The sequence below is a fragment of the Acinetobacter sp. LoGeW2-3 genome (assembly GCF_002688565.1).
GTDB lineage: Bacteria > Pseudomonadota > Gammaproteobacteria > Pseudomonadales > Moraxellaceae > Acinetobacter.
The window spans coordinates 2,241,736-2,261,464 of the sequence record NZ_CP024011.1 but is presented as its reverse complement, the minus strand read 5'-3'; the positions used below and the strand labels follow the sequence as shown (position 1 = coordinate 2,261,464).

At 39.6% G+C, this 19,729-nt stretch carries 19 protein-coding genes; all 19 read right to left on the bottom strand.

Annotated features, from left to right (window positions below; all coding sequences use genetic code 11):
• Positions 1 to 343: 343 nt before the first annotated feature.
• Positions 344 to 1,831 carry an aldehyde dehydrogenase family protein gene (locus BS636_RS10995; RefSeq protein WP_099338799.1) on the bottom strand — a complete coding sequence of 496 codons (1,488 nt, stop codon included), beginning with the start codon at positions 1,829 to 1,831 and terminating at the stop codon, positions 344 to 346.
• Positions 1,832 to 1,877: 46 nt separating this feature from the next.
• Entirely contained in the window at positions 1,878 to 3,488 is a 1,611-nt protein-coding gene (locus tag BS636_RS10990; protein WP_099338798.1) for a GMC family oxidoreductase, read from the bottom strand.
• Positions 3,489 to 3,611: 123 nt separating this feature from the next.
• Positions 3,612 to 4,526 (bottom strand): transcriptional regulator FeaR, encoded by a 915-nt coding sequence (feaR, locus tag BS636_RS10985; RefSeq protein ID WP_099338797.1) that lies wholly within the window; start codon positions 4,524 to 4,526, stop codon positions 3,612 to 3,614.
• Positions 4,527 to 4,667: 141 nt separating this feature from the next.
• On the bottom strand, positions 4,668 to 5,129 hold the full coding sequence (locus tag BS636_RS10980; protein WP_099338796.1) for a MarR family winged helix-turn-helix transcriptional regulator: 462 nt from the start codon (positions 5,127 to 5,129) through the stop codon (positions 4,668 to 4,670).
• Between the two features lie 110 nt (positions 5,130 to 5,239).
• Positions 5,240 to 6,223: a TauD/TfdA family dioxygenase gene (locus BS636_RS10975; protein WP_099338795.1), complete on the bottom strand. Its 984-nt coding sequence runs from the start codon at positions 6,221 to 6,223 to the stop codon at positions 5,240 to 5,242.
• 8 nt (positions 6,224 to 6,231) lie between these two features.
• Positions 6,232 to 6,993, bottom strand: a complete 762-nt coding sequence (locus BS636_RS10970) for a class II aldolase/adducin family protein (protein WP_099338794.1) — start codon at positions 6,991 to 6,993, stop codon at positions 6,232 to 6,234.
• 13 nt (positions 6,994 to 7,006) lie between these two features.
• A complete protein-coding gene (locus tag BS636_RS10965; protein ID WP_099338793.1) occupies positions 7,007 to 8,011 on the bottom strand; it encodes a ketopantoate reductase family protein in 1,005 nt (334 codons plus the stop codon).
• A 12-nt stretch (positions 8,012 to 8,023) separates the two neighbouring features.
• Positions 8,024 to 8,761 carry an ABC transporter ATP-binding protein gene (locus BS636_RS10960; protein ID WP_322872226.1) on the bottom strand — a complete coding sequence of 246 codons (738 nt, stop codon included), beginning with the start codon at positions 8,759 to 8,761 and terminating at the stop codon, positions 8,024 to 8,026.
• Between the two features lie 32 nt (positions 8,762 to 8,793).
• Positions 8,794 to 10,596 (bottom strand): ABC transporter permease subunit, encoded by a 1,803-nt coding sequence (locus BS636_RS10955; RefSeq protein WP_099338791.1) that lies wholly within the window; start codon positions 10,594 to 10,596, stop codon positions 8,794 to 8,796.
• The gene (locus tag BS636_RS10950) at positions 10,593 to 11,630 is read right to left on the bottom strand and encodes a branched-chain amino acid ABC transporter permease (protein WP_099338790.1); all 1,038 of its coding nucleotides are present in this window, start codon (positions 11,628 to 11,630) and stop codon (positions 10,593 to 10,595) included. Before BS636_RS10950 ends, BS636_RS10955 begins: the two co-directional genes overlap by 4 nt.
• 94 nt (positions 11,631 to 11,724) lie before the next feature.
• Positions 11,725 to 12,870, bottom strand: a complete 1,146-nt coding sequence (locus tag BS636_RS10945; RefSeq protein WP_099338789.1) for an ABC transporter substrate-binding protein — start codon at positions 12,868 to 12,870, stop codon at positions 11,725 to 11,727.
• Positions 12,871 to 13,154: 284 nt separating this feature from the next.
• The gene (locus BS636_RS10940) at positions 13,155 to 14,426 is read right to left on the bottom strand and encodes an OprD family outer membrane porin (protein ID WP_099338788.1); all 1,272 of its coding nucleotides are present in this window, start codon (positions 14,424 to 14,426) and stop codon (positions 13,155 to 13,157) included.
• Between the two features lie 358 nt (positions 14,427 to 14,784).
• Positions 14,785 to 15,276, bottom strand: coding sequence for a flavin reductase (locus tag BS636_RS10935; protein ID WP_099338787.1), 492 nt, complete (start codon positions 15,274 to 15,276; stop codon positions 14,785 to 14,787).
• A gap of 10 nt (positions 15,277 to 15,286) precedes the next feature.
• Positions 15,287 to 16,240 (bottom strand): PDR/VanB family oxidoreductase, encoded by a 954-nt coding sequence (locus tag BS636_RS10930; RefSeq protein ID WP_099338786.1) that lies wholly within the window; start codon positions 16,238 to 16,240, stop codon positions 15,287 to 15,289.
• A 25-nt stretch (positions 16,241 to 16,265) separates the two neighbouring features.
• A complete protein-coding gene (locus tag BS636_RS10925) occupies positions 16,266 to 17,003 on the bottom strand; it encodes an SDR family NAD(P)-dependent oxidoreductase (protein ID WP_099338785.1) in 738 nt (245 codons plus the stop codon).
• A 10-nt stretch (positions 17,004 to 17,013) separates the two neighbouring features.
• On the bottom strand, positions 17,014 to 17,499 hold the full coding sequence (locus BS636_RS10920) for an aromatic-ring-hydroxylating dioxygenase subunit beta (protein ID WP_099338784.1): 486 nt from the start codon (positions 17,497 to 17,499) through the stop codon (positions 17,014 to 17,016).
• Between the two features lie 15 nt (positions 17,500 to 17,514).
• Positions 17,515 to 18,792, bottom strand: a complete 1,278-nt coding sequence (locus BS636_RS10915) for an aromatic ring-hydroxylating oxygenase subunit alpha (RefSeq protein WP_099338783.1) — start codon at positions 18,790 to 18,792, stop codon at positions 17,515 to 17,517.
• A 12-nt stretch (positions 18,793 to 18,804) separates the two neighbouring features.
• Entirely contained in the window at positions 18,805 to 19,329 is a 525-nt protein-coding gene (locus BS636_RS10910) for a nuclear transport factor 2 family protein (RefSeq protein ID WP_099338782.1), read from the bottom strand.
• Positions 19,330 to 19,357: 28 nt separating this feature from the next.
• Positions 19,358 to 19,717: an IacB protein gene (locus BS636_RS10905; RefSeq protein ID WP_099338781.1), complete on the bottom strand. Its 360-nt coding sequence runs from the start codon at positions 19,715 to 19,717 to the stop codon at positions 19,358 to 19,360.
• Positions 19,718 to 19,729 lie beyond the last annotated feature (12 nt).

Here is a 19,729-nt window from a genome sequence, read left to right as displayed (position 1 = left end):
GGGCCTTCTTATCATTTTTAGTTTAAGTCTATTTCTCTATGAACTTGAACACCCCACACACCAGCACAATCCAAATGGATAACATAAGCACAGAGAGCGTTAATTAAATCTGGCTATCCGTCTTGTGTGATTATTGTAGAAAGGCGATAAGCCTACTATGAGATACTTGATCAATGGATGGCGTGCAGAAAGACTGAAATTTTATTTGATTAGTTTCTACTGCGGTATCCGGAAGATTTAAACCTTATCAACTTGTATTAAAGAGGCTGTAATAGATTAATTTTATCATAACCTATTACAGTGTCCCTTCAAATTTTAAAAAGGAATATCGGAATTTTCTAGTTTAAAACCTTATCATTACAGATTTCAATTCTGTGTAATCATCTATATATGCATCGGAAAATTCACGACCGATTCCCGAAGCCTTCATTCCCCCAAAAGGAACCGCAGGATCAAGGAAAGTATGCATATTGATCCAAACACTACCTGCATCAATTTGTGGGATAAGTCGGAACACTTTACTCATATCATTTGACCAAACACTTGCAGCCAAGCCAAATCTTGAGTCATTCATCATAGTGACTAAGCTGTCTTCATCTTCAAAAGGAATGACTGAAATCAATGGTCCAAACGTTTCTTCAATGAATAAAGGATCCTTACAATCGTCAACTTTGATTAATGCAGGTTTAACGAAATAACCTGTACCTTCAACCGCTTCACCACCGCTAATAATTTGGCCTTTTTCACGCGCCAAATTTAAATAATGCTTAACTTTCTCGTAGTGTGGTTTATTTGAAAGAGGACCAAAAACGTTAGATGCATCTAGGGGAGAACCCATTGGCATACTAGCTAATACTGCTGATGCTTTAGCCACGAATTCATCATATTTTGATTGATGTACAAAAATTCGCTCAGGTGCTGCACATACTTGTCCTTGATGAACAAAAGTTGATTGAATCAGTACTGGTAAAATTTCGTCAATATTCACATCCGAGAGTAAGGCTGCTGCATTTTTCCCACCTAGTTCCAAGCTAACCCGTTTGAGGTCATTTTGCATTGCTTGTTGACCAATACGAATACCTGTAGACACAGACCCAGTAAATGAAACTTTTTTAATGAGTGGTGAGTCTATTAAGTATTGACCTGTTTTACCTAAGCCAGTCACTACGTTAATCACGCCTTCCGGAATACCTGCTTCAATCGCAAGTTCTGCCAAACGTAATACAGAAAGCGTTGTAAACTCACTTGGCTTCACAACAATAGTACAACCCGTGGATAGCGCTGAACCAATTTTCCAGGCGCCAATCATCAGACTAAAATTCCATGGTACGATTCCAGCAACTACACCGATGGGCTGACGAACGGTGAAGGCAGTATATTGTTCTCCCTGCATAGAGGGTAATGATGGCTGTATCGTTTTACCTTCGATCTTAGTGGCACAACTCGCGAAATGTCGTAAAAAAATGATTGTTTGCGCTACTTCCAAGTGCTGTGCAATGGTAATGAGTTTACCCGCACTCAAAGTTTCAAGTTGTGCTAATTCATCAGCATTTGCCTCTACTAAATCAGCTAATTTATTGAGTTTCAGGCTACGCTCATAGGGTGTGATCTTAGACCAAACATTTTTAAAGCTTTCATGGGCACTTTGAGCTGCCAGTGCTACACTCGCTTCTGATCCATCTGCAACTGTAGCAATACATTCTTCTGTAGCAGGATTAATAATATCTATACGTGCTTCGTGTTCATCAACATAACTTTTCCCTGCAATAAAATGTCCGTGTTTACGTGCTAAAAACGTTTTTACTTCATTTAGAATTTCGATTTTGCTCATGGTTTCAATGTTCCTGAATTTATTAACTCTTTAATTTTCTGTTAAATTAGTGATTTACAGGATTTAAAATAAAGTCAGCACCACGTTCACCAATCATAATGGCAACGGCATTTGTATTGCCGCTTGGTACTTGTGGACAAATAGAGCAATCCACTACACGTAAATTATTAAAGCCATGAACTTTTAACTCTTGGTCAACTACCGCATTCTTAGGGTCATTCCCCATTTTGCAGCTACCCACTGGGTGATAAACCGTTTTAATATTTTGGCGCATCCATTTATCAATCGCCTGACTATCGTCTGGATCAATATTGGCTGGCTCAACTACTTCTTTAACAATACTTTTGAGTGCGGGTTGTTGTAATAAACGAAGACCCGCCTGAACTGCACGAATGTTGGCAGCGATATCATCCTCATTACCTAAATAGTTAGGATCAATCACTGGCAGTTCAGCTGGATTCGCGCTACTTAAACGTACAGTACCGCGTGCTTTGGGTTGTAGATGCCCTACTTTAATCGTTAAACCATGCTCCGCAGCCGCGACTTTTTCACCTGGGGTATTATCAAAATTATCGAGTACTGGTAAGAAATGGAATTGAACATCTGGACGGCCGAAATTTGATGTATCAATAAAACCAGCCCCTTCTAAAATATTACTTGTCAGCAGGCCACTACGAGCAATTTGCCATTGCAGACCATGTTTAATCGCTTTAAGACCTTTATCCTCACCTAAAATACTATTTCCTGTCGTGATCGTTGCATTCACAGACATATGCAAATGGTCATGGAAGTTTTCACCTACTGGTAGTTCCTTGACACATTCAATACCCACTTCATCGAGGTGTTGTTTAGGGCCAATACCTGACAGCAGCAGTACTTTAGGGCTACCAATCGCACCAGCAGATACAATCACTTCTTTACGGACTTTTACAGTTTGTACCGCTTTACCTTCTTGGCTAAAGTGCACTGCAGTCGCTGTACCATTCTGGGTTTCAATTTTATGGACAAGTGCTTGTGTGAGCAGCGTTAATTCTGGTTTATTGATGACAGATTTAAGGAACGTCTTTGAGGTACTTGCGCGTTCACCATTTTTTGTCGTGGTCTGATAAAAACCGACACCTTCCTGGTCATGACCATTAATGTCAGTAATATATTTCATTCCCATTTCTTGACCTGCTCGGATACAAGCTAAAGTCAAAGGATGACGATAACGGCTTTCACTGACAGGCAAAATACCATCTTGTCCATGGTATTGATCTGCTAAAGCTTCATTCGCTTCAGATTTTTTAAAATAAGGTAAGACCTTCTTATATTCCCAAGCATCACAACCCCATTCCGATGCCCATAAATCATAGTCCTGGCGCTGACCACGACAATAGATCATTCCGTTTACAGAGCTGCCTCCACCTAATACTTTGCCTTGTGCAAGAATCATTTGACGGTTATTACAATGTGGCTGTGGAACCGTCATATATGGCCATGATTTTTGTTGAAAGACCTTTACCACTGTCGCTGGAATGGTGTGCAAGATACTTTTATCTACTTCACCCGCTTCAAGTAATAAAACAGAGCCGGCTTTTGCTTCCAATAAACGTGTCGCAACTACACACCCAGCAGAACCCGCCCCAATGACAACATAGTCATAAATTTGTTCCATTTTTCATACACTCAAAAGAAATTTTATCTTTCGATTGCACCATGGAACTGGCTTTAAAACTTGTTCATCTGTGCCAGATTTATGGTTAAAAAATGACATCTTTTTTGATTGAATTTTATCGTTTTAACTATACGGTTTTTCACGATATTGTTTGGGTGTGACCAGATAATATTTTTTAAAAATCTTTGAGAAATGAGAGCTGTCACTAAAACCCCAACGACCTGCGATCTCTGTGATAGAGACATGTTTATTTTTTTGATCCTTTAATTCATAAGCAATTTTTTCCAAGCGTTTTTGCTGAATGTAGCCATGAATTGATTGCTGCTTTTCTTCAAAGAAACGATATAAATGCCGAAGTGACACACCCATGTGTTCAGCAATCATTTTGGGTGACAAATTTGGATGCGTAAGATGCTCCATAATAAAGCGCTCAATTTTTATTTTAAATTGGTGCTGGTGCTCTATATTTGAATAAAGAATGGTCGGTTTAATTAAAGGAATAATCGCCTCCTCAAATGCATCACCATCCTGGTTGGCATACCACAAGCGAATATTTTCGGCTGACATATTGCTCAGCAAATTACGCAACATAAAACCACTCATATTTTGAGTATTCAACTTCCCAAAATATGCCTGATTGATCCCCCGTTCAAAGAGTTTATCCCGCGATAAATGAATGGATAGGTGACTAAACAAGCCTTGTGGATACATCGTAATATCTTGCTCAGGATCAAGTAATGCAATATCGCCTTCATTAAGTTGAATCATTTGGTCCTGATATTTCAGTAGCATCTTGCCTGAATACTGTAAAATCAAGAAACAGAAGCGCTGACTAACTCGATCCGGTTGATCCGCATAGCGTATAATTTTATTGGCATTACTTCGTATAAACGCAACTTCAGTCTTACCTAATAGATATGATTCCACATCCCCAATAAACAGTTGTCCAGCACCTTGAAAATCAGCTTCAAAATGACCACAGACTTGTTGGATATGCTGATGCCATTTTTCAATTTCTGCTCTAGCGTATTGACTCATAACTTTTGAAGCTCTTGTTGAAGACACAATACAATAGAGCTAACCAAGCAATTTTTAAGCCATTTAGATTAATTTCTCCGCTATTTTTAGCTTAATATTTAATTGATATTTCAATTATCTATTTTAAAAAAACCATCTTATTTAACTTAGATTTGTTCGAATGACTTTTAAAAATTCTGTTAATTTTTTCAAATCATTTGGTTTTAAACCTTTAAAGCTATCGTCTAAAAGCAATGAAGTAATTTCATTAATTTTTTTCACCATTTTCCAGCCTTGCTCGGTCAAACTTACGCGAGTAACCCGGTTGTCTTCTTCACATAATTGGGTATCAACCAAGCCCTCGTCCTTAAGACGATAGACAATTTTAGTGGCTGTTGGCATTTTAATAATTGCCAAATCGGCAAGTGTAGAAATACTTGCATTTTTCTCTGCAGCACAAGCCAATAAAATACGTCGACGTGAATTATCTAAGCCATATTTTTTAAGTGCTTCATCCATTTTAGCAATGTATAAACCATGGACTTGAGAAATCCAATAATAGGGAAACTCGTGAAGATTGAATTCACTATGTGCAGGAAAAAATTTTGAAAACTTATTTGCCATGGGTGATCCATTTTCCTTAATAATTCACGTTATTTCCAAATGGATATTATCATTTTTTTCATTTGAAGTGATTGCCACTTCCACTAAAGAAGTGACAGTTTGATAGAGGACTAAGCAGCTTTAGCTGCAATTCCATTACGACCAGGGAATTCAGGGGATAAAATTCGTGCATTCGGCATTTTCAACCAAAGACGTAGTAATTTACGACGTTTTTCCAGTTCATCATAATCTTCAAAACCTGTACGTGAATGCATCACACTGTAGTTGTTACAAAATTGCATATCACCTGGTTCAAGCATCATATCCAGACGTAATTCAGGATCCTGAATAAATTGGTCAAAAATATCGAGTGCTTCTTTTTGTACCTGAGACAAGGGCATCCCTGAACGTTCATGGCCAAGTTCAATATAAGCCCGCATGTATCGACAACTTAATTTTTGATCGTAATAACTAAAGATAGGAGTCAGTGTAGGTTTTTCATCACCCAAATGGTCACAAAAAGCGGGATGATAGTAATAGCTTAAATATTCAGGATAATGCTGCAAAATTTTATTATAAACCGTTGCTGCACTCACTAAGCTGCTTAAACCGCCCTCTTTAGCTTTACGGATACAAATTAAACCCACTACATCAGACAAATCAGTGTGGTATGGCAAATAAGAGTTGGTTTCATAAACACGTGTTGATTTATTGTTTTTATCACCTACATTTTCGACATAACCAATATAGTCACCACGCGCATTTTGTGTCACTGGACGACCAAAATAGAGACCTAAACCATAATATAAATCTGTGAGATCCTGTTCATTGTACTTGTCCTTAGACAAACCACGAATGACAATGAAACCATAGCCATTCTCAATTTCATCCATGATTGCTGCAAATTCAGCCAATACTGGTGCCGATTCAATCTTAAAATCCTGCTGGCTAAAATGTGGAGCATTTAAGCCTTTCTCATGTAGCTGCTGTAGGGCCTGATCTAATTGCTGAAGCGCTTCATCAGACAAATGATGAATCCAATCTTCTCGCTGTTTTAATTCTGTCCCTAACCATGCGCATTTTTCAGTAATAGGATTTTTTAAAATAGTATTCATCGTCTCTCCTACACCGCGGGTGATTTCGCTGCGCGCATTTTGCGCACCATGGCATTAAAGAATTTGGTAGCAAAACCACTTTCACGAATCAACATTGCTGTTAGATCAGTGCATTTTTGGATGACTTCTTGAGAAAGTTCTACGTTCTCACCTCCCATAGCATCTGATTGACATTGAATTTCAGCAGCACGCTGCACTGTCCAAAGTAGGAAAAAGGCTTTCTCAATACTGCTTTCACCCACTGCGATACCATGATTGCGCAGCACTAAAATGTGATGGTTACCCAAACTTTGGATCATGCGTTCGCGTTCTTCTTTGAACAGCGTAATACCTTCAAAATTGTGATAACCCACTCGACCGTACAGTTGCGCACCGTAAAAACTATCATGAGTAAAGCCCGATTTTTTTTGAGCAATGGCACTAATTGGTGTGGTGTGCGTATGAATAAGACAACGAATATCTTCTCGCGCACCATGCACAGCACTGTGTAGCGCAAAACCTGCAGGATTGGCATCAAACTCAGATTCAATCACTTTATTGCCGTCTAAATCCACTTTTAGTAAATTTTCGGGTGTTACTTCGTCATAATTGAGTCCGAAGGGATTCACAAGGTAATAATGTTCATTACCAGGCAGACGTGCTGAAATATGATTGAAAATAGTTTCTGTCCAGCCAAAATAATCAACAAGATGATAACAATTCGCTAATTTAACGCGCAGCTCCCACTCTTCTGCGCTCACATTTAAAGGGTTTTGAAATGCTGTGTTCATTCAATTTTTCCTATTATGCAGCAGTCTCTTTACGAGATTTTTCACTTAAATATTGTGTCAGTTGATAAATATGTCGGGTCATTGGCATAGCACACTCAAATTCAGCCCCAAGTTCTAAAACTGCCTCGGCTATACCAGATAATTCCAAGGGCTGTTTACGTTGGTAGTCGTGCCACATTGAGGTGTGAATTTCTCCCATCTCCGAGCCGAGCTGTAAAAATGACAGCGGATCAATACTTACTCTCGCCCCATAGCTAGCAGCCACTTGCCGTATTTCATGTGTCATTTGCAAAGTGATTTCGTGCAGATACGGATGTGAATAGATATCTTTTAACGTTGCACCTGTAATCACAGACAAAGGATTAGAACTTAAATTGGCAATAACTTTAGTCCAAATCTGATCCCGGATTTGTTTACTGATACGTGCTTCAATGCCTGTATCCTGAAAAACAGACTGTAATGCTTTTAAACGCTTACTCAGTTTTTCATTCGGCTCACCAAAAATGAGTAAATAAGGATTATTGGAATAGACTTTTCCATACTCAATCAGTTCAGCAGTAATAAATACCACCGCACCAATCAAATGCTTTAATGGAAAATGGTCAATCAGCACTCGCTGTGGATCCAAACTTTGAACAGCACGTATCTCTGACTGTTTCTTCTGCCCCTTGTAAAAATACCAAAAAGGAATCCCATTAATGAGCGGTATCAGTAATGTTTCCTCGTGCAATAACACTTCCATATCTGGAATTAAGCTACTGAGCGATACTGCTTTGGTGGCAATAAAAATAATATCTTGCTCTTCTAAATCCGCAGATTTCTCAACTACTGAATAAGGCTGAACTTGATATTCACCTGTTAAATCTTGCAGATGAATGCCCTTAGTTTTTAACACCTCATAGTTGCTCCCCCGAGCGATTAAGGTCACTCGGGAATAGCCTGCTAAAATTAGGCGAGCAGCAACGGTACAACCAATTGCGCCTGCACCTAATATTGCAATACATGCTGATTTATCCATACCGCTTCACCCCTAAATATCTAAGACAGCCTGATGTTTACTGCTGATTCCTAAATAGCTTTCAATGATCCGCGGATCTTCAACCAAATCCTTACCTTTGCCTTCCATGGATAATTCACCCATTTCAAGTACATAAGCATAGTCAGCAAGTTTTAATGCTGCTCGGGCGTTTTGTTCCACCAAGAGAATAGAAACACCTTGTCCACGAAGCTGGTCAATGATTTTAAAAATTTCACGGGTGATTAATGGGGCTAAACCTAAACTTGGTTCATCAAGCATTAATAATTTAGGCTTGGCCATCAGTGCACGGCCTACGGCGAGCATTTGACGCTCACCACCGGAGAGTGTTCCCGCCTCTTGCAAACGACGTTCTTTTAAACGTGGGAATAACGTGTAAATCTCATCAAGGGTATCTTTATACGCTTTATCCCCTTGTCGATACCGCTGGAATGCGCCCAAGAGTAAGTTATCTTCAATGCTCATGGTGCCAAAAAGTTCGCGTTTTTCTGGTACCAGATTTAATCCACGTACCACCATGCGTTCAATCTGCGGGCTGGATTCTACTGAGCCGTCAAATTCAACTTGGCCATTGGAACCCAATACACCCATGATGGCAGAAAGTAGCGTTGTTTTACCTGCACCATTGGGACCAACGACAGAAACGATTTGCCCCTGGTTCACTCGCATATTAAAGTTCATGAGTGCTTCGACTTTACCGTAGGCAACACTCAAATTATTCACTTCTAGCAATGATGTGCCTTGATCATTTGCACTTACAAGTTTCATGCGGCACCCCCTAAATAAGCTTCCAATACAGCTGGGTCTTTCTGGATTTCTTCAGGTAAGCCCTCAGCAATTTTTTGACCGAACTCCATGACCACAATACGGTCGACGAGGTTCATAACGAAGTCCATGTCATGTTCAACAAGCAATACCGCCATACCTTCAGCACGTAATTTGCTTAAGAGTTCTGCTAAGGCTTGTTTCTCTTTGAAACGTAAACCTGCTGCAGGTTCATCTAAAAGAAGTAATGTTGGACGAGCACATAAAGCACGCGCAATTTCTAAAATACGTTGTTGTCCAAGCGCTAGATTTCCAGCTTCTGTATATAAATAGTCGCCTAAACCTACACGCTCTAACTGTGCCTTAGCTTCATTAAGTAAATTATTTTCTTCTTCACGATCCAGTCGAAGCAAAGAAGTCACTACCCCTTTTTGACCACGCAAATGAGCACCGATGACTACATTTTCGAGTACTGTCATTTCAGGCAGAATTTTGACGTGCTGGAAAGTACGACTCAGACCTAACTTCGCAATCTCGCGCGATGGAATACCGTTTATTTTTTCCCCATTGAACAGTACTTCGCCCTCTGTAGGAACATCAACACCTGAAATCTGGTTAAACATGGTACTTTTACCTGCACCATTAGGACCAATCAGTGCCAGAATCTCTCCTGCATGAATTTTTAGATTCATTTGATTGTTTGCAACTAAACCGCCAAAGCGTTTTGTCACATTTTTGGCTTCTAAAATCAGAGTGCCTTTGAGTGGCAATTCTAATGACGGTAATTCACGAGTCGGTTCTGTGATCACAATTTGCTGATCTTTTGCCTTAAAGCGATCAGGAACAAATTTCAGAATTAATGGCCACAAACCTGAAGGTGCTTTTTGCATCATGAGCACAATCAACAAACCAAAAACGATGGTTTCATAATGACCATCATCGCCAAGGAAAATAGGTAAGTAATCTTGTAACCACTGACGCATCATGGTGAAAATACCTGAGCCCAGAATAGCGCCCCAAATACTGCCTACACCACCAAGCAAAGCCATAAACAGGTAATCAATACCCATTTGCAGACCAAAAGGAGTTGGGTTAATGAAAGACTGGTTATGCGCATATAGCCAACCAGAAATCGATGCAAAAATAGAAGAAATAATAAATACGACCATTTTTGATCTAAAGGTATTCACACCCATTGATTCTGCCATGACCTGACCACCTTTTAGCGCTCTGATCGCACGGCCTTCACGTGAATTAAGTAAATTACGTGTGAGTAAAATGGCAATGAATAAAATCAACCAAATCAGGTAAAACATCTTATTACTGGTATTTAAGGCATAACCCAAAATTTCAATACTTGGAATATTTGAAATACCAGAGTGACCGCCTAATGTCTCAATGGTCGAGAAGAAGTAGTACAGTGAAATACCCCAAGCGATAGTCCCGAGTGGTAAATAATGTCCTGATAACTTTAAAGTTAATCCACCTACTATCAGAGCAGAGATAACAGTAATGATAATTCCCACAATGAGTGCTACCCAAACACTTCCATTTGTCCATTGTAAGAAATGGGGTAAATCATGGCTAGCAGTAATATACGCGGTGGTATAAGCCCCGATCCCGACTAAAGCTGCATGACCGAAACTGGTCATTCCCCCTACACCTGTCAATAAAACCAGCCCCAAGACCACTAAGGCATTTAAGCCAATATAGTTCAGCAACGTCACTTGGTATGCAGGTAGCACCAAAGGGCTGATCGCCATAATGGCTACGAAAATTAAAAATAAACTTTTGAATTTCATTCGTGATCCTCCTCAACTTGACGGGAAGTAAGGGATTTCCAAAGCAGAAAAGGAATAATTAATGTGAAGACAATGATCTCTTTATAGTCACTTGCCCAAAACATGGAGAAAGATTCAATAACGCCTACGACGACTGACCCAGCAGCAGCGATTGGGAAGCTGACCAAGCCACCTATAATGGCGCCTACGAAGCCTTTTAGACTGATTAAGAAACCAGAGTCATAATACAAAGTGGTAATCGGTGCCATTAAAATCCCTGCTAAAGCACCCATAAATGCCGCCATGGCGAAAGTGATTTTTCCTGCAAAGATTGGAGAAATCCCCATCAATTGGGCACCAACACGGTTAACTGCTGTCGCACGTAATGCTTTTCCGTATAAGGTCTTTCCAAAGAAGTACCAAAGCACTGCAATCATGAGGAAGAAAGCAAATAAGATATATAAAGTTTGGCTATTGATGTTCAGTACACCCAGCTCAAAACTTGCATCACTAAATGGTTTTGTCTGTGCACCATTTGGACCGAATAGGAGTAGGCCAATACCCACCAATGCCACATGTGCTGCAATAGATACAATGAGTAGTACTAGTGGTTTAGCTGCAACCAAAGGTTGGAAAAAAAATTGATATATTTGCGGCCCTAAGGGAGTAATAACCGCAAGTGCTAACAGGACTTGGAGAACTGCAGGTAATGTCGCTAATGGCATCATTAAAAGCGCTATTGCAACTACTGCAATATAGATCGCCCATATGACTGTTGCTTTAATATTGAACGCACTACCTGTTTTTACACTCACATAAACATCAAGTAAGGCATTTGTAATAAATAAGGCAACAAGTAGCCAAATGACGTTACTTGGCTGCCCTGCCTGAATAGAAGCAAGTGTCAGTGCGCCATAGACACTAAACTCTCCTAAAGGAATAAGTAAAATTCGAGTAACGGTAAAGACTAACAAAATACAGAGTGCCAATAATGCATAAATCGCACCGCTGGTAATGCCGTCTTGACCAAGTATTAGAGCGATATTTAGATCCATAACACTTTGCCTTGCTTTTTTTAGAGACGAAAATCCCCAATGAGAATTTTCATCTCAAATAAAAAATTGTTTGATTTTTAAGAAGAAATTAAAATTACTTCAGTAGCTTCCATGTACCATTTTTAACAATGATCATTTCACGTCCACGTTTATCAAAACCACTGTGATCCATTGGTGTCATGCTATATACACCTTGTGTACCCGCCACATTTTTAGTTTTTTCTAAAGCAGTACGAAGTGCACTTCTAAACTCTGCAGTACCAGGTTTTCCACCTTTCAAAGCTGTCGGAATTGCTTTTTCTAACAAAATACCTGCGTCATAAACGTTTGCACCAAAAGTTGCAGGATATGATCCATATAATTTTTTATAGTCATTCATATACTTAGTTGCGATTGCTTTAGAAGGATGTTGACTCGAAACCTCCTTCAAAACCAACATCAAACTCGCAGCCAGAATTGTATTTTCAACTTTCTTGCCACCCATGGTCAGGAATTGGTCAAGTGCAGCTCCATGCGTTTGATAAACTTGACCACGGAAGCCTCGGTCGTATAATGCTGTTTGTGGTGGAACTGCTGAACTGCCAGGTGCAGCAACCAAAATTGCTTGTGGTTTCTTTGAAATTAATTTGAGTGCCTGTCCTGTTAAAGACGTATCCTGACGTTGGAAAGACTCTTTTTGTACGACAGTAATGCCATTTTTAGCTGCTAGTTGACTGATCACACGGCTCCAGTTTTCGCCATATGGGTCAGCGGTTCCAATAAAACCAAGCGTTTTAATTTTACGCTTTACCATATCCTGAACTAATGCTTCAGCAATGATTTCGTCATTTTGAGTAGTTTTAAATACCCACTTTTTCTGTTCATCCATTGGTAATACAACAGTTGAAGTCCCTACTGGTGCTAGCAATGGCACGCCTGCTTTGGCAATAGCACCAATAACTGCGTTTGCATTTGGCGAACCTGATGGACCAATAATTGCATCTACATTATTTTCAGTAATTAACTTTGCAATTGCTTTTACACTCGCAGTAGGGTCACTACCATCATCAAGTGAAATATATTGAACTTTTTCACCACCAATTTGTTTTGGTAATAATGCCACTGTATTTTTCTGTGGAATGCCTACCATTGCAACTGGACCTGTAGATGAAGTAACGACACCAATTTTGATATCGGCATAACTCATTTGTGTTGCTACAAGCGCTGTAGTTCCCAATGTGATTAATTTGCTTAATTTCATATTCTACCCCTACTCAATTTTTCGAATTTATTAATTGAACTATCAATTGAAAGTGCAATTATTTCATGATTAAAAATGCAGTTTTCATGCCAGAAATTAATTTAAATTAAATTTTTATTATCTATATTTATCAATAACTTAGTTTAAAGAAACTATTATAAAATCATAATAATCTCATAATATTAAAATGATCAAAAAAAGCGCACTTTTATAATCCAAATTTAATTGCTTATGCCCATAAAAAAAGCCTGCTTAATGCAGGCTTTTTTATTCATTCTTAGATTTTAAAACTTATAGTTATAAGTCACAATTGCACGATTTTCATTGTACTCAGTTCCTTTTTGATAAACTGTACCATATTTGATATCGGTACGGATATGCATCAACTCTAAACCTAATCCTTTTAATTTACCTTCAGGCACCACATAACGTAATGCTAAACTTTTTTCAATTTCACTATTATCTTCAAGACCTGGACGAGAAATTTCACTACCATGTAAATAACGTGCTGTCGCTCTTAAGCCATTTACACCTAGCCCTTTAAAATCATAAGCGTACAGAATATGCCAAGTTAGTTCATCTGGTTTTACAAAACCAAGATTTGCCCAGGCATGTAAAAATGGTTGAGGTGCATAGCCAGCCAATGTTGGGAAAGTGCTTGGACCGTCATTTTTACGTACACCCGTCATAAGTAGGTGATTGCCATCTTCAATGGTGGTCATGACGCCATAAGACTGATTATCAATTTTTCCGTAAAATGCTTCTCCATCTTCGGAGTTATGAAAATAGCGTGCATCTAACTTGATTTTGGTATCTCCGACTTTGGTTCCATAAGCCAAGTTTGCATAGTGCTGTTGATAGATATCTTCTAATTGACCATACCAGTATGCCCCAGATACAGCTGGTGTAAAGTTATAATCCAAACCCAGAAAATTTAACCCATCACTTTCATAACGTGGTGCATTACCCGCAAATAAGCTTAATTTTTCGTAATCGTCATCTTCACGCGAATTGATATGCGTTAATTTACCTGCTGTAATTTTAAGGTCTTTGATGTCTTTACTTTCAAGCATCACACCCGCATAAGTTGTCACTAGCTGGCGTGAATCATCAATGAAAGCAACTGGAGTCATTGGACGTAATTCACCAATTTTCAGTTCCGTGTTGCTGTATTTCAGTTTTAAGGTTGCTCCATATTTACCATAGTCTTGGTACTGCTCTCCTTTATCAGCATCATAAGGTAAGATCGTGTCTAAACGTTCCGCATTGTGATCATTCAATCGGTAAGCATATTGCCCACTTAAATCAAGTCCGACTTGCACCGGAGTATCTGTATAGCCTGATTCAAAACGTAACATAGCCGCTTGTGACCAGCTTCCAATATTTTCAGCATTTGAATTTGGGTATTCACGTTCAATATAAAAATTACGAAAATTTAATGACGTTTTACTGTCCTCAACAAAAGCAGCTGATGCTTGCTCAATACCAACCACAGCACAAGCCAGTGCAATACAGCTCATTTTGAATATCGTATTCACCTGTTTGTTATTACTCATTATGCCCCCTGGGAAAACAGTATTAAAGTAGATATTTCAACCAAAATATGGGCTGTTTTATGCACGGTGTCAATTTTATAAATCACTGTTTTTAATATCAAAATAATGCATTAAAAGAATTTAATTTTCATTTTGGTGCACTTAATTAGCCTTTTATTTTTTATTGAATATTCAGTGTAAATAAAAGCCTCTATATAAGCTAAAATCCTTTAAAATACTTATTTTTATGTAATATTTGGTTACATATAGAGGATAATTTAATTTATTGCTGCACTGTAAAAATGCTTTATTTTTCATTAAAAAAACCACCATTACTGGTGGTCAAAAGGAGGACTATAAAAAAGCATTTTCTTGAGCATTAAGCTCGCTGGCAATGTCCAACGGGATGGTAAGCACGATTGAAATATACCAATCCTTCAGCACATTCACCTTGCTGAATCGCCTCAATCTTACAGATGAAAATGGTATGTGTACCTACTTCCTGAATCTGGTCAATGCTACAGTCAAAGTTCACCAATGCATTTTCTAAAATTGGTGCCCCCGTCTCTAACGTTCTCCATTCGCCCGTATTAAAACGCTCTTCTGCGCTGAGTTTAGAAGCAAATGCTTGTGATACATTTTGCTGTTCTGCACGCAATACATTCACACTCAAGATTTTGTTATTCAAAAAATGTTGATGGGAGTTTGAACTTTTATTCATACAGACCAATAACGTAGGCGGATTATCTGTGACACTGCATACTGCTGAAGCGGTAAAACCGAAACGTCCAGTTGCTCCAGCCGTTGTGATAACGTTGACTGCTCCAGTTAACAATGACATGGCATTGCGAAATTCATTTGTTTCAATCATGAGCATTTCCTTAAATATCGAGAACAAGACGAGCTGATTTAGAACGCGAACAGCACACTAGAATTTGGTCATTCTCAGCCTTTTCTTCATCCGTCAGATATACATCTCGATGATCTGGTTCACCCTCAAGTACGTCACATAAACATGTTCCACAAACTCCTTGTTCACATGACTTTTCAATTTTGATGCCTTCACGAGCTAAAGCATCAATTAATGTCTCTTCTGCAGAAACCATGATGATTTTATCGCTTCGCTGTGCATATACTTCAAAGGCATCACCTGTTGCATCAGTTTCAACCTGGAAATATTCTTTATGAATATGACTGTCGTCGAATTGGTTTTGCTTAGCCAAATCGATGACCCAGTCCATAAAACCATTTGGACCACAGGTATACACATGACTAGTATGCTTTAACTGTTTAAAGTGAGCCGATAAACTCTCTCGATGGTTATCACCAGACTGCTTAAAATAGAATTTTGTGAATGCTGCTAATGGGCCTTGTTGTAATTCTTCCACAAATGCCGCACGCTCAATACTGCTTCCACAATAATGCAGCTCAAAGGATTTTCCTTCTTCATACAGTGCATAAGCCATACTGATTAGCGGTGTAATACCAATACCGCCACCAATGAGGACTGTATGCTCTGCATCCTCAAGAGCAAATAAGTTACGTGGAGCACTCACTTTAAGCTGAATGCCTTCTTGTAACTCGTCAAATGCACAAATTGAGCCACCACGAGATTCTGGATCTTTCAAAATACCTAAGCGGAATATACCTTCCTGTTTTGGATTCTGGCACAAAGAATACTGACGCACTAAACCATTCGGTAAGTGCACATCGATATGCGCCCCTGCTTCAATCTTTGGTAGCTTCAATGCATTTACTGATTCAAACTCAAGTACCGCCACGTTATCTGCTTGAACCTGGCGCTTTTTTACAATTACATCATAATGTTCTGTCATGTTCTTTCCCCCAAACGATGCGCAATCAACGCATAAATAAGCCGCCATTAATATCCCAAGTGGCACCCGATACAAACGCAGCCTCTGGTTTAGCCAATAACGCTACCGTCTGGGCTATAAACTGCATTGAACCCAATTGTTTGACTGGAATATTTTCAATAAATTGCGGCATTCTCGCTGCACCAACAACTTCATGAACCATCGGTGAGTCCATAGGACCGGGCGCAATCGCATTTACAGTTACACCCTGAGCTGCAAACTGTTTTGCAAAGATCTTGGTGAGGGTCACAATAGCACCCTTAGATGCTGCATAATGTGCACCTGTCGCTGTGCCCCCATTTTGACCCGCTAAAGAGGCAAGATTAATAATCCGACCGTACTTTTGATCAGCCATAAACTGACCGATCAACTGGCATGCTGTAAATGTTCCGCGTTGATTGATTTGGGTGACCCAATCAAATTCATCTGCACTGATTTCAAGTACAGGCGTTGCTTTGGTTACAGCTGCATTATTAACTGCAACATCTAGACGGCCAAAAGTAGTCTTAATCCAATTCAATGCCTGATGAAAATCTTCAGGTTGTGCAATATCTAATTTCAGCGCATGAAGATGGTCTGCATACTGGCTTTGAGCAATACTGTGCTGAGCAGTTTCAAGAGAGATATCCGAAACTACGACCTGATAGCCTTCTTGCGCCAAATATTCAGCAATTGTCCATCCCAAACCAGAAGCAGCGCCTGTAACTAAAGCAACTTGTTTCATCATTACTCCATTACAAGATATAGCTGATACCAGACAAGGTATCAGTTGAGTTAATTAAATTGATGATCTTACGTTGGATCTTAAAGTTGCCATCTTCTTTTCGTTGCAATACATAATTCACATCTGCTGTGTAGTGGCGTAAATTTTCTTTACGGAACTCACGTAAGTTCTGTGCACAACGAAGTTGAACTGTATTTTCATCTTGATGAATAATGCGTACGCGAGAAATACTGCGAACTGTATTGGCTTTCGGTGAAGTTGAAATTGCCTCCCCATTCACCAGACGTTCGACACGTAATTTTCGCATGTGATGATCATCGTAAGCGTAATTCAGATTGTTTTCGTAATCTGTCAAACTCGGATCAATCGGAATAATGTACTTACCTGCTTCATCCCAGAGGCTCAACCACTCTTCATATTCGGCATGGTCAAGCATGTCTGCTTCAGTCCAAATAAACGCAGTAACTTCATGTAATAAATCTAAAGTGCTATTCATGTTTATTATTCTCCCTTAAGCCGTCATCATCTTTTTCCACTGCTGATAAGCAGCGCGCATGCCTGTTTCTGCACTTACATCACTTTTTAAACCATCTTCAGTTTTCACTTCGCCTGGTAAGCCACGGTGCAGCATAATCCATAAATCATTACCTGCATATGAGCCTTTCTGTACACGCTCCCAAGCTTCCGAATCATCTGGAGTACCGAAGCCTAATGGACCTTGGAAATGTTCATGTAAACGTAGACGATATTGGTTGGCGATTTGAGGGCCACCATCCATTGTGATTACAGAGTGATGAATCTCAGTTTCAGTCACAGAAATTGGCTGTAACACTCGGAAAAATGCCATTGAACATGCAATATTTGGGAACAGATTTAAATTAAATCCAGAACCACCCACTGCTCTAACAATACGGCGAACTTGAAGTTCTTCATGACCTTCTTTACGAAGTTCTTCTGCCAGTTCTGTGAAGCGTTCTGGAATTGGACGTTCCATTAATTCTTCTTCAAGATCGATCAGCTCAGGAATCATTACCATGACACTATGACCATTGCCTAGATCTTCGACGTAACCTGGACCACCGACGAAATCAAGCATGCGTTCTGTTTCTTCATCAACAGAACTCAAGAAAGATTTATGCACTAATGGGAAGTGATAAGCATCTGTGGTGTTTTCAAGCTGAATTTTCCAGTTCCCTGGGAAGCGGAAACGGTGTTCACCTAATACTTTAATTGGATAGCCACCACCCTGTTTCATGAATAAATCAATCCATTTTTTCGCAGGACCAAGGAAATCAACTAAAGGTTCAATATCATGATTAAACGAGGCGAAGATCATGCCGTTATATTCTTCGACACGAAGGCTGACTAAAGGCAGTTCTGATTTATCTAGACATTCGCCATAGCTCTCTGGTGCAGGCACGCCACGTAATGTACCGTCAAGCGCATAACTCCAGCCATGGTATGGACAAACGAAACTATTGGTTTTTCCTTTTTTATGCTCACAAACAGTCGCAGCACGATGACGGCAACGGTTTAGCAATACATGTACTTTTTTCTTACGGTCACGAACAGCAACGACAGGCTGTTTACCAATGTTGATGGTCTTGAAGCTACCTGCTTCTGGAATTTCACTGGCATGTGCAACCCAAACCCAAGTGCTATAGAAGATTTTTTCCATCTCTTCATCAAAGATCTTTTCATCTTTATATAAAGACGTATGGACACGATCTGCTTGCACTAAACTATTATAATCCATCGTGACATCTGTCATTGGAATCAAACTGTTCATCTTTTTCTCCAATTAATTTGCAGCGGACTGTTGAGGCACAGGTAAATCTTGTTGATCACTCCAGTGGCTCACGGTTCGGCTAAAAATATTTTCTGTACGGAAATGCGTCATTACCCATCGATTGTCTGAAGTCAGACCAAAATCGATATGCAGCTTGGCAGAAGTAAAATGTGCACCGCCCTGATGAAAAGCCGATGTTTGCAACATGAGCCATTTACCAACTGCTTGCTGTCCTTGTACCTGTATATTTTCAGAATTTAGAAAATGGGCATTTAGGGTAAAATGCGCATCTTTTCGCATATAACTTTCAAACATTGCAGCAATTTTGGCTTTGCCTTCATATCGTCCAAATGCCTTGCTGTAACGCTCTCCTATACCTTCCCAAATGGCTTTTTCACTAAACAGTGCCATGAGCTCATCTAGGTCAGTGTTGGCATTCAAACCATCACAGATTTCCATATAACGGGTTAGACAGTGGCGAATCTCATTCACCGCTTCTAATTGCGCCAATCGATTTAAAATGTGTTGATCTGTCATGTTTGATAGCCCTTTGATTCAAACTGCATTAGCGCTGAATAATAAGTTCACGTCCTACACGTGCTTCTACTTTGCAATATTTCCAAAGTTTGTAAGGACCTTCTCCAACCACCGTGGTGCGGAATAGATTGCACGCTGCATGGACTGTTTCTATATCAGGTACATCCGCAAGGAGATATGTCGTCCAAGGGAATCCTGTACTTGGACCTACCATGCTCTGGTCGTCATCTAAGTTGCCATACACCTGAACACCTGGTAGGTCATGAATACCATTCCACATTTCACCGAAAGCAGCCCATACCGCTTTAGCCTCATCTGGCTGTGCATCGAAAAAGTTTTGGTTAATACCCATGCAGAACAACACGCGTAAAGATGATTTTTTTTCCATGAAATTTCCCCT